The sequence below is a fragment of the uncultured Methylobacterium sp. genome, assembly GCF_964242245.1.
GTDB lineage: Bacteria > Pseudomonadota > Alphaproteobacteria > Rhizobiales > Beijerinckiaceae > Methylobacterium.
In genome coordinates this window covers 1-10,574 of record NZ_CAXTBY010000065.1, presented here as the reverse complement: position 1 = coordinate 10,574, position 10,574 = coordinate 1, and the positions used below count along the sequence as shown (strand labels likewise).

Genomic DNA, 10,574 nt, shown 5'->3' with positions numbered 1-10,574 from the left:
CGCAGCGCGTGGTGCGCGCGGCCGAGATCGCCGCCGATCCCCTGGCCGATCCCCTGGCCGATCCCCTCGCCCGTCACCTCGCGGCGGGCCGCAGCGGGCTCGTGGAGGCGGACGGCCGGAAGCAGTTCCTCACGGTCCAGGTGCCGCCGGTGCGCCTCGTGGTGATCGGGGCGGTGCACATCAGCCAGGCGCTGGCGCCGATGGCGGCGGCGCTCGATCTCGCGGTGACGGTGATCGATCCGCGCACCGCCTTCGCGAGCCCCGAGCGGTTCCCGGGCATCGATCTCGTGCCCGAGTGGCCCGACGCGGCGTTCGGCGGGCGCGTGCCGGTGCTGGACCGTTACTGTGCGCTGGCCGCGCTGACCCACGATCCGAAGATCGACGACGCGGCGCTCATGGCCGCGCTTGCCGCCGAGTGCTTCTACGTCGGCGCCCTCGGCTCGCGGAAGACCCACGCCGCCCGCGTCGCGCGGCTGACCGAGGCCGGCGTTCCGGCGGAGCGGATCGGGCGCGTCCGGGCGCCGATCGGTCTGTCCATCGGCGCGGTCAGCCCGGCCGAGATCGCGCTCTCGGTGCTGGCCGAGATCGTAGCGGCCCTGCGCCGACCGGGAACGGCCTCGTGAAGTTCGGGCCGGTCCCGGTCGGTGCGGCGGTCGGGCTGATCGCGGCCCACACGATCAGGGCGGGCGGAGCGACCCTTCGGAAGGGACGAAGCATTCCGCCCGAGACCATCGCCGGGCTCGAGGCCGAGGGCGTGCGCGACCTCGTTGCCGTCACCCTCGAACCGGACGATGTCGGCGAGGACGCGGCCGCCGAGGCCCTGGCCCGCCACGTTGCCGGCGCCGGCCTGCGCCGGGAGCCGCCGTTCACCGGCCGCTGCAACCTGTTCGCCATGGAGGCTGGCGTGCTGGTGATCGACCGCGCGGGCATCGACGCGATCAACGGCGTCGACGAGGCGATCACGGTCGCGACCCTGCCGCCGTTCAAGCCGGTGGTCGCCGGCGAGATGATCGCGACCGTCAAGATCATCCCCTACGCCGTCCCGGGCGCTGTCCTGGCGCGGGCCCACGCCGCCACGGCGCAAGGCGCCCTCCGGGTCGCGCCCTATCGCCGCCGCCGCGTCGGCGTGGTCTCGACTCGCGCCCGGAGCCTGAAGGAGGCCACCATCGATCGGACCCTGGCGATCCTCACGGAGCGCCTCGCGCCGACCGGTGCCGAGATCGTCGCCGACGCCCGCGTTCCGCACGCCCCCGCCGCCGTCGCGGCGGCGCTGACGGACGTGGTCGAGCGGGCCGGCGCCGACCTCGCGATCGTGTTCGGCGCCTCGGCCATCGCCGACCGGCGCGACGTGATCCCGGCCGGCATCGAGGCCGCGGGCGGGCGGGTGATCCACCTCGGCATGCCGGTCGATCCCGGCAACCTCCTGCTCGTCGGCGCGCGGGGCGACGTGCCGGTGATCGGCGCGCCGGGCTGCGCCCGTTCGCCCAAGGAGAACGGCTTCGACTGGGTGCTGCACCGCCTGCTCGCGGACCTGCCCGTCACCCGGGCGGACATCGTGGCCCTGGGCGTCGGCGGCCTCCTGATGGAGATCGTGTCGCGACCTCAGCCACGCTCCGGCGCGGCCAGCGCCGACGATGAGGAGTGAGGCGTCCGTCGCTGCGGTGCTGCTGGCTGCCGGCCGCGGCACCCGCTTCGGGCCGGAGCCGAAGCTGCTCGCGCTTCTCGACGGGAAGCCGCTGGTGCGCCACGCGGCCGAGGCGGCGCTCGCCTCGGGCGTGCGGCCGGTACTGGTCGTGCTCGGCGCCCATGCCGGGCGGGTGCGCGCGGCGCTCTCCGGCCTCGGCGTGACGCTGGTCGAGAATCCCGATTACGCGGCCGGCCTCTCGACCTCGCTGCGGGCCGGGCTCGCGGCGCTTCCCCCGGAGACGGTCGGCGCGGTGGTGATGCTGGCCGACATGCCGCGGGTCACGGCCGCGCAGATCGATCGTCTCGCCGCCGCATTCCGCGCAGGCGAGCCGTTGCCGGCGGCGGTGGTACCGGTCGTCGATGGCCGGCGCGGAAACCCGGCCCTGCTCAACCGCCGCGCGCTCGACGCCGATCTCGCCCGCCTGACCGGCGATCACGGCGCCGGGCCGCTACTCACGGGCCGCGCCGACGTGATCGAGATTGCGGGCGAGCCCGCCACGGGCCTCGACGTGGACACGCCGGAGGCTCTGGCTCACCTCTGACGCTCAAGGTTTCTTCGATCCGACGCGCTTGGCCTCGGCCCGGCACCGGTCGGAGCAGTAGCGCACCTCGTCCCAGACCCGCGCCCACTTCCTGCGCCACGCGAAGGGCCGCCCGCACTGCGCGCAGGTCTTCTCGGGCAGGTCGCCCTTGCGAACCATCTTGCCCACGCCGTCAGCGCCCGATCTGTGCCGCCTCGGCCAGCGCCACCGGCGACCAGCGCGTGACCTGGATGAAGCCGTCGCGCGCAGCAATGACGACGTGGCGGCGATGGCGGTGGATCACCGTGCCGGGTGCGTAACCGTGGGCTTCCCGCCAGCCGCCGGCCGCGGCGACGTAGACGCGGGCGTCGCCGATCCGTGCCAGCGTCTCGATCGTGCCGAAGGCCCGCACCCGGCGCAGGATTACGGCGACGTCCTTGCGGAAGTCGAGGGTCCGGTCGGCGTCGCTCGCGCGGGCCCAGTACGAGCCGTCCCCTTGCGGTTCGGGACGGCGCCAGCGCGCCGGCAGCTCGCGGGCGATCGGCCCCGACGCGAGCCGCCGCGCCGCCATCTGGCACTTGGCGAGCAGGGTCTCGTGGGTCTCGTCCGCCGACAGGGCGAACACATCCTGCGCGAGGATGTCGCCGGTGTCGAAGCCCTCCTCCGCCAGGACGTGCGCGGTCACGCCCCAGCTCTCGTAGGCCTCCTCCACCGCCCGGAACAGCGGGTACGGGCCGCGGCCCGTCGGCAGCGGCGAGGGATGGATGTTCAGCGCGAAGGCGGCCCGCGTGCGCCAGCCGGTGATCAGCCACGGGTAGCCCGCTACTACCAGGGCCCAGTCGCGCCCGTGCGCGGCGTGGAGCGCGTCGAGGTCGGCCTGCCGGAGGCGCGAGAGCTGCATCGGCACCCGGAGTTGCCGGGCGCGGGCGACCACCACCTCGTTGTGGTCGTAGAGCCCGTCGCAGGGGCGGGTGAACAGCTTGATCGGGGTCCAGCCGGCCTCGATCAGCGCCTCGAACACGCCGCCGAGGAAGTCGATGCCGGCAAAGGCGAATTTCATGCGCTTCGACCTCTCGGCCCCTGACCGGGCCTGCGACCTTGTGGATTGGCGATGACCGGCAGCACCGACTCCCCTGCCCGCGCGTCCGCCTTAGCTTGATCTTGCCGAGCCGTCTCCGGCGGCAAGGGGAGAGACCATGCAGCGCGTGCTGATCTACGGCGGAACCGGGGGGATCGGCCTCGCCACGGCCCGCGCGCTGCGCACGCGCGGCTTCGCGCTCCACCTCGCCGCGCGCGATCCCGGCCGCCTGGAGGACGCTGCGTCCGAACTCGGCGAGACCACGGTCACCGCGGGCGACGTCACCGACCCGGATTTTTTCGCCCGGGCAACCACGGACGCCGGCGACGCGCTCGCCGGCCTCGTCTACGCCGTCGGCACGATCAACCTGCGCCCGCTCGCGCGGCTGACGCGCGAGGATGCCGAGACCGACTTCCGCATCAACGCGCTCGGCGCCTTCTCCGCGGTGCAGGCCGCCGCTGGCGGCCTGAAGGCCGGGGCGGGGGAGGCGGGGGCGGGCATCGTGCTGTTCTCCACCGTCGCCGTGGCGCAGGGTTTTCCGGCCCACGCCTCCGTCGCCATGGCCAAGGGAGCGGTGGAGGGCCTCGCCCTGTCGCTCGCGGCCGAACTCGCACCGCACGTCCGCGTCAACGTCGTCGCGCCCTCGCTCACGCGCACGCCGCTCGCCGCCGCGATCACCGGGAACGCGACCCTGGCGCAGGGCATCGCCGCGATGCACGCCCTCCAGCGCCTCGGCACGCCCGAGGACATCGCGGGGCTCGCCGCGTTCCTGGTCTCGGCCGAGGCCGGCTGGATCACCGGGCAGGTCATCGGCGTCGACGGCGGCCGCGCGATGCTGCGCACCAAGGGTTGAGCGCCGTGGCGACGGCGCGTCGGCGTGGAGACAATCCTGAGAGGGTCCTGCGGTTCGTGCTCGGCGACCAGCTCCACCGACGCGTCTCGAGCCTGACCGACCTCGATCCCGCACACGACGTGGTGCTGATCGTCGAGGTGAGGGCGGAGGCGACCTACGTCCGCCACCACAAGCAGAAGATCGCCTTCCTGTTCTCCGCCATGCGCCACTTCGCGGCCGAGCTGGAGGCGGAGGGCGTGGCCGTCGATTACGTGCGGCTCGACGCTCCGGCCAACACGGGGAGTTTTACGGGCGAGCTGGCGCGCGCGGTCGCGCGGCATCGTCCCGGACGGGTGGTGGTGACCGAGCCCGGCGAGTGGCGCGTCTGGGCGATGATGCAGGGCTGGCGCGACGACCTGCCCGTGCCGGTGGAGATCCGCGACGACACCCGCTTCCTCTGTCCGCGGCGCGATTTCTCCGAGTGGGCGGGCGACCACCGCAGCTTGCGGATGGAGACGTTCTACCGCGGCATGCGCCGGCGCACGGGCCTGCTGATGGACGGCGCCGAGCCCGTCGGCGGCCAGTGGAACTTCGACCACGACAACCGCAAGAGGCTGCCGAAGGGCCACGCCGTCCCCGACCGTCTCGGCTTTCCCCCCGACGCGGTGACGCGGGAGGTCATCGCTCTCGTCGCGACGACGTTCGCCGGGCATTTCGGCGACCTCGACGGCTTCGGCTGGCCGGTGACGCGGGCGGACGCGCTCGACGCCCTCAAGCACTTCATCGCGAAGAACCTGCCGACCTTCGGCGACTACCAGGACGCGATGCGGACCGGCGCGCCCTTCCTCCACCACGCGCTGCTCTCGCCGGCACTCAATGCCGGGCTGCTGACCGCGGAGGAGGTCTGCCGGGCCGCCGAGCGCGCCTACCGGGAGGGCGTCGCGCCGCTCCACTGCGTCGAGGGCTTCATCCGCCAGATCCTCGGCTGGCGGGAATACGTGCGCGGGCTCTACTGGGCGCGGATGCCGGCCTACGCCGAATCGAACGCGCTCGGGGCGACCCGCGACCTGCCGCAGTTCTACTGGTCGGGGCGGACGGCGATGAACTGCCTCGCGCAGGTCGTCTCCGAGACGCGGGCCCACGCCTACGCCCACCACATCCAGCGCCTGATGGTCACCGGCAACTTCGCCCTGCTCGCCGGCCTTGCCCCGGCCCAGGTCGAGGAGTGGTACCTGATCGTCTTCGCCGACGCCTACGAGTGGGTGGAGCTCCCCAACGTCCACGGCATGGTGCTCTGGGCCGACGGCGGGGTGATGGGCTCGAAGCCCTACGCGGCGTCGGGCGCCTACATCAACCGGATGTCGGATTACTGCGGCGCCTGCGCCTTCGACGTGGCCAGGAAGGCCGGACCGGAGGCCTGTCCGTTCAACTACCTCTACTGGAACTTCCTGATCGCCAACGCGGATCGGTTGGAGGGCAACCCGCGCATGGCGATGCCGTACCGGACCCTGCGCGGCCTGGGCGAGGCGCGCCGCGCCGAGATCATCGCCGATGCCGCCCGCTTCCTTGACGGGCTGTGCAGCGCCGCCGAGGCCCCCGAACCCGCCTCGTAGCTGCGCGGGCGTGGTGCGGCGACCGGGGCGTGCAGCCGTTGCCCCGTGGTCCGGCGGACGACCGCCGCCCCGTACCTCGCGGGGCGGTCGACGGTGCGCAAGCCGCGTCGCCGATGGCTGTCACAGGGGCGTCCAGACCGAGACCGCCACGTAGGGGCTCGGCCGCCGCGCGCTCGTTTCCAACTGCACGCCGCCGGACACCCGGAAGCTGTAGCTGCCGAGGGCGAAGTCGGTGGCGTGCAGCCCGAAATTCCACTTCCGGTAGCCCGTCGCGTCGGCGTAGAGGCTTGCCTCCGGCCCGAGGTAGGTGCCCCAGACCCGGTAGCCGAGGCCGATGCGGGTCCAGGCGGAATCCCGTGCCGAACCGAGGATGGCGGTCGCCTGCACCAGGGTCTCCTTGGTCGGGCGCGCCCAGATCTCGCCGTGCAGGCGCAGGCCCCACTGGACCGGCAGCGCCGCCACGCTGCGCCCGTCGGTCAGGGCCTCGACGGAGCCCTCGGGGCCGGCGAAGGCCGCCGCCACGCCCCAGTCGTAGAACCACTGATAGCCGACGAGCGCCGCGCCGAGCGCGGTGTAGCGCGTCAGGCTCGGTGCGGAGATGAAGGGTGCGCAACCGCACGCGCCCTCGCCGCGTCGGCCGCCGCCGGCGCTCGCGAGCACGACGAATCCCTCCCGGTCGAGCTTGTCGAACGCCACCTTGACGCCGGTCGTCAGGAAGTTCGCCGCGCCGGCATCCAGGCTGCCGAACACCAGAGTGTCGATCTCCCCGGCAACCGTGATGCCCGGTAGGGTGACAAGGACAGTGCCGAACAGACCGAGCAACGCGGTCGGCACCGCCCGGCGTTGCTTCCTCGATCGGGGCAGAGTTGACCCCAAAGGCTGACCTCCTCATCGGGAGGCGCAACGATAGATCGATCGCCAAGTCCGGGGAGGCATCTTACGTAAAATTATGCCGTATAGGATCAATCGATTCCAGATTGCTGAGGGCGTGTTGCTGCAACTCGACAGTTTAAGGAAAAAATTTCACTCTAGGTATTTCATAGTAATATCTGTAAACCTAAATGAAATTTCCGAGTCTCACCGATTCCGGCGTCTCGCCGACGCTGAGGGCTGCGGTGCCCGACATCGGGGTGGGCGCCCATGCTTGGCGCGGATGCCGAACTCGGATAGAGCCCGCGCGGGACAGCAACCAGCGGCCGCGTTTTGTACTCCGGTGCCCGAACGTCCGACGTCCTCACGGTGCTCGCGAGCCAGGAGGGTGAACGCCTGACCGTCGGCGACATCGTCGCGGTGCTGCGGGACCGCGCCTTCGCCCTGCTCGTCGTGCTGCTCGGCTTGCCGAACTGCCTGCCGATGCCGCCGCCGATCCCCCTGGTCTGCGGCCTGCTGCTGCTGCTCGTGGCCGTGCAGATCGCCCTCGGCATGTCCTCGCCCTGGCTGCCCCGGTCGCTGCTGGGCCGCTCGATCGCCCGCCGGGACGTGGAGCGCGCGGTCAAGCGGGCGGTCCCGGTCCTTCAGCGGCTCGAGCGCTGGTCACGGCCGCGGATGAGCGTGTTCGAGACGGCGCTCGGCATGCGCGGGATGGGGGTGGCGCTGCTGACGCTGGCGCTCGCGCTGATCGTGGCGGCGCCGGTGATCGGGCAGATCCCCCTCGGGCTCGCGGTCTGCCTCGTCGGCCTCGGGCTGGTGGAGCGCGACGGCATCGTGGTGATGGTCGGGCTGTCCCTGGGGCTGATCGGCGTCGCGCTGAACGCCGGCTTCGCCTACGCGATCGTGTCCGGCGTGATGAGCCTCTTCCACTTGTAGGTGTCCGGCCTCTCGTAAAGACGCGCCTCGAAGCCCGAACGTCAGGCTTCGAGGTGGCGGCGCTTGACGAGGCGGTAGAGCAGGCCGCCGTGCCGGCCGGCCATCAGGGAGGCGAGGTAGAGCGCGCCCGCCGCGAGCACGATCGCGGGTCCCGTCGGCAGATCGAGGTGATAGGACAGCGACAGCCCGGAGAAGCTCGCCAGCACCGCGATCAGCATCGAGGCCGGGATCAGGCCGCCGAGGTCGCGGGCCCAGAACCGGGCGCTGATCGCCGGCAGCAGCATCAGGCCGACGGCGAGCAGCGTGCCGAGCGCCTGGAAGCCGCCGACGAGGTTCATCACCACGAGGCCGAGGAAGGCGTAGTGCACCGGGCCGCCCGCGCGGCTCACCGTGCGCAGGAACAGCGGGTCGACGCACTCCATCACCAGCGGCCGGAACAGCACCGCGAGGCCGAACAGGGTGAGCGTGCTGATGCCGCCGAGCAGCCACAGCGCCGGATCGTCGAGCGCCAGCACGGTCCCGAACAGGATGTGCAGCAGGTCGATCTGCGAGCCGCGCAGCGAGATCAGCAGGACGCCGGCCGCGAGCGAGATGAGGTAGAAGGCGGCCAGACTCGCATCCTCCCGGATCACGGTGGAGCGGGTGACGAGGCCGGAGAGCAGCGCGACGGCGAGCCCGGCGGCGAGGCCGCCGAGCGTCATCGCCGGCAGGGACAAGCCGGCGACGAGGAACCCGACCGCGGCCCCGGGCAGGATCGCGTGGCTCATCGCCTCGCTCATCAGGCTCATGCGGCGCAGCATCAGGAAGACGCCGACCGGCGGGGCCGAGAGCGAGAGGGCGAGGCAGCCGACGAGCGCCCGGCGCATGAACCCGAACTCGACGAAGGGCGCGAAGAGATCGATCATGCCGCCGTCCCGCGCTCGTCTCCGGAGATCAGGTCGCGGCGATGGTGATGGCCGCGTCGGTCCCGTCCCTGTCCGACTTCGGCACCGAGGCGATCGGCGATCGCCGGCGCGGGATGGTCCGGGCCGCGGGCGCAGACCGTGGCCGCCTCGTCCCAGGCCTGCGAAAGCCGCGCCGCGCGGGCGAGGTTGCCGTCGGTCAGCACGGCCGCGGTGGCGCCCCAGGCGATCGGTTCCCGGGCGAGCAGCAGGGTCTGCGGGAAGTGGGCGCGGATTTGGGCGAGGTCGTGGAGCGCCGCGACGATGGTCCGCCCCTGGTCGTGCCAGGCCCGGATCAGCGCGATCAGGTCCTGCGTCGTCCGGGCGTCGACCCCGGTGAACGGCTCGTCGAGGAGGAGCACCTCGGCGTCCTGAAGGATCAGGCGGGCGAACAGCGCCCGCTGGAACTGGCCGCCCGAGAGCGTGCCGATCGGCCGGCCCTCGAAGCCGGCAAGCTCGACGGCGTCGAGGGCATCGAGCACGGCCCGCCGGTGGCCGAAGAGGCTCCGCCACGCTCCGGAGCGGCGCCACAGGCCCATGCCGACGAGATCGAGCACGCTGATGGGAAAACTGCGGTCGATCTCGTGGGCCTGCGGCAGGTAGGCGAGCGCGTGCGGGGTGCGGTCACGGAGGATCCGGCCGTCGAGGCAGGGGATTTCGCCGATCAAACCCTTGAGCAGGGTCGATTTGCCGGCCCCGTTGGGTCCGACCAGGGCCAGCAGGTCGCCCCTGCGGATGGTGCCGTCGAGGTGGTGCACCGCCGGGTGCCGGTCGTAGCCGAGGGTCAGCCCGTCGAGCCGGATATCGCCCCGCGGCGCGTGCCCATCGGAGATCACGCGCCGACGGCCCAGGCGATGGCCAGCCAGAGCGGGAGGCTGAGCGCCGCGGCAAGCCCGAGGCGGACCGGAAGGCCGCTCCGGAACAGGGAGATCTTCGACAAGGCGGGTTCTCGCTCGGTTCGGCGCATCGGCGCGGGATGCCGGAAGGCGTGCGTCGCCCGATCCGTTGCCGGCACCGGGAGAGCGGCGTATAATCGATACTGGTACATTGTAACACCCACGGCGTTCAATCGCGGTGCGGCCGAAGCAAGGGCTGGAATGCACGATCACGCCGGGCCTGCGGAGAGCGTCGCCTGCCGCTCACGGCAGGCGACGGCGACGATCGCGCGTGCCGAGCGGCTCTGCCGCGAGCGCGCGCTGCACTTCACGAAGCTTCGCCGCGACGTGCTGCTGGCCGTGGCGGAAGCGGGGGGACCGCTCGGCGCCTACGACATCGCCGAGCGCCTGAGCGGACCGGAGCGCCGCGTCGCCCCGGTCTCGGTGTACCGGGCCCTGGATTTCCTGACCGAGCACGGATTCGTCCACCGCATCGCCAGCCGCAACGCGTTCGTCTCCTGCGCGCACGAGCACGGCGCGGGGGAGGGGCTGGTGTTCCTGATCTGCAAGCGCTGCGGCGGCATCGACGAAACGACATCGCCCGAGGTCGAGGCCGGGCTCGGTCGCGCGCTGGCGCGCGCGGGCTTCCAGTCCGCAAGCCGAATCCTGGAGGTCGAGGGCGAGTGCGGGGCTTGCCGCGGCCGGCAGACGGCGGCGCTGGCCTGAGGCCCGCCCGCCGCAGATCGCGCGCCGATCAGAAGGCGTTGCGGTAGGCGCGCCGCGAAAACAGCGTCTGGACCATGATCTGGATGTCGAACCAGATCGACCAGTTGTCGATGTAGTGCAGATCGTGGCTCACCCGACGTTCCATGTCGAGGTCGGTCAGCGTCTCGCCGCGCAGACCGTTGACCTGTGCCCATCCGGTGATGCCCGGGCGCACGTTGTGGCGGCGGGCATACAGGGCGATGCGGCGCTCGAAGCTCCGGTCGTGGGCGAGCGCGTGCGGCCGCGGGCCGACCAGCGACATCTCGCCCTTCAGGACGTTGAGGATCTGCGGCAGCTCGTCGAGGTTGGTGCGGCGCAGGAAGGCGCCGGTGCGGGTGATCCGCGCGTCGTTGCGGGAGGCCTGCCTGAACACCGCGTTCGTCTCGACCCGCATGCTGCGGAACTTGAACACGCCGAAGGGCTGCTGGTTGAAGCCGTAGCGCTTCTGCCGGAAGAA

13 protein-coding genes are annotated in these 10,574 nt (G+C 72.2%); 7 read left to right on the top strand and 6 right to left on the bottom strand.

Translation table 11 applies throughout. The features are described 5' to 3' along the window. The 3 genes from ACFE8Y_RS13915 to ACFE8Y_RS13905 all read left to right on the top strand — a co-directional run. On the top strand, positions 1 to 623 hold a 623-nt coding region (locus ACFE8Y_RS13915; protein ID WP_375464980.1), incomplete at its 5' end, for an XdhC family protein. Continuing rightward, the gene (locus ACFE8Y_RS13910; protein ID WP_375464979.1) at positions 620 to 1,645 is read left to right on the top strand and encodes a molybdopterin-binding protein; all 1,026 of its coding nucleotides are present in this window, start codon (positions 620 to 622) and stop codon (positions 1,643 to 1,645) included. The genes ACFE8Y_RS13915 and ACFE8Y_RS13910, both read left to right, overlap by 4 nt. Further along, a complete protein-coding gene (locus ACFE8Y_RS13905) occupies positions 1,635 to 2,228 on the top strand; it encodes an NTP transferase domain-containing protein (RefSeq protein ID WP_375464978.1) in 594 nt (197 codons plus the stop codon). The genes ACFE8Y_RS13910 and ACFE8Y_RS13905 overlap by 11 nt, the downstream gene beginning before the upstream one ends. 3 nt (positions 2,229 to 2,231) lie before the next feature. Here the strand turns inward: ACFE8Y_RS13905 and ACFE8Y_RS13900 are convergent, their stop codons facing one another. Both ACFE8Y_RS13900 and ACFE8Y_RS13895 read right to left on the bottom strand, forming a co-directional pair. Further along, on the bottom strand, positions 2,232 to 2,396 hold the full coding sequence (locus tag ACFE8Y_RS13900) for a DUF2256 domain-containing protein (RefSeq protein ID WP_375464977.1): 165 nt from the start codon (positions 2,394 to 2,396) through the stop codon (positions 2,232 to 2,234). Between the two features lie 4 nt (positions 2,397 to 2,400). Beyond that, a complete protein-coding gene (locus tag ACFE8Y_RS13895) occupies positions 2,401 to 3,267 on the bottom strand; it encodes a formyltransferase family protein (protein ID WP_375464976.1) in 867 nt (288 codons plus the stop codon). A 136-nt stretch (positions 3,268 to 3,403) separates the two neighbouring features. On the opposite strand from ACFE8Y_RS13895, the gene ACFE8Y_RS13890 reads away from it, so the two are divergent. Further along, positions 3,404 to 4,138 carry an SDR family NAD(P)-dependent oxidoreductase gene (locus tag ACFE8Y_RS13890; RefSeq protein WP_375464975.1) on the top strand — a complete coding sequence of 245 codons (735 nt, stop codon included), beginning with the start codon at positions 3,404 to 3,406 and terminating at the stop codon, positions 4,136 to 4,138. 5 nt (positions 4,139 to 4,143) lie between these two features. Then, positions 4,144 to 5,730, top strand: coding sequence for a cryptochrome/photolyase family protein (locus ACFE8Y_RS13885; RefSeq protein WP_375464974.1), 1,587 nt, complete (start codon positions 4,144 to 4,146; stop codon positions 5,728 to 5,730). Between the two features lie 120 nt (positions 5,731 to 5,850). Here ACFE8Y_RS13885 and bcsS read toward each other — a convergent pair whose 3' ends face one another. Continuing rightward, positions 5,851 to 6,564 carry a cellulose biosynthesis protein BcsS gene (bcsS, locus tag ACFE8Y_RS13880; RefSeq protein ID WP_375464973.1) on the bottom strand — a complete coding sequence of 238 codons (714 nt, stop codon included), beginning with the start codon at positions 6,562 to 6,564 and terminating at the stop codon, positions 5,851 to 5,853. A 405-nt stretch (positions 6,565 to 6,969) separates the two neighbouring features. On the opposite strand from bcsS, the gene ACFE8Y_RS13875 reads away from it, so the two are divergent. Beyond that, positions 6,970 to 7,536 (top strand): exopolysaccharide biosynthesis protein, encoded by a 567-nt coding sequence (locus tag ACFE8Y_RS13875; protein WP_375464972.1) that lies wholly within the window; start codon positions 6,970 to 6,972, stop codon positions 7,534 to 7,536. A 41-nt stretch (positions 7,537 to 7,577) separates the two neighbouring features. On the opposite strand, the gene ACFE8Y_RS13870 is transcribed toward ACFE8Y_RS13875, so the two are convergent. Next, entirely contained in the window at positions 7,578 to 8,441 is an 864-nt protein-coding gene (locus tag ACFE8Y_RS13870; protein WP_375464971.1) for a metal ABC transporter permease, read from the bottom strand. Then, the gene (locus tag ACFE8Y_RS13865; protein WP_375464995.1) at positions 8,438 to 9,310 is read right to left on the bottom strand and encodes a metal ABC transporter ATP-binding protein; all 873 of its coding nucleotides are present in this window, start codon (positions 9,308 to 9,310) and stop codon (positions 8,438 to 8,440) included. The genes ACFE8Y_RS13870 and ACFE8Y_RS13865 overlap by 4 nt, the downstream gene beginning before the upstream one ends. A gap of 264 nt (positions 9,311 to 9,574) precedes the next feature. Here ACFE8Y_RS13865 and ACFE8Y_RS13860 point away from each other — a divergent pair, with 264 nt between their 5' ends. Further along, positions 9,575 to 10,078: a Fur family transcriptional regulator gene (locus tag ACFE8Y_RS13860; protein ID WP_375464970.1), complete on the top strand. Its 504-nt coding sequence runs from the start codon at positions 9,575 to 9,577 to the stop codon at positions 10,076 to 10,078. 28 nt (positions 10,079 to 10,106) lie between these two features. On the opposite strand, the gene ACFE8Y_RS13855 is transcribed toward ACFE8Y_RS13860, so the two are convergent. After that, a partial coding sequence (locus ACFE8Y_RS13855) for a sugar transferase (protein WP_375464969.1) occupies positions 10,107 to 10,574 on the bottom strand: 468 nt, incomplete at its 5' end.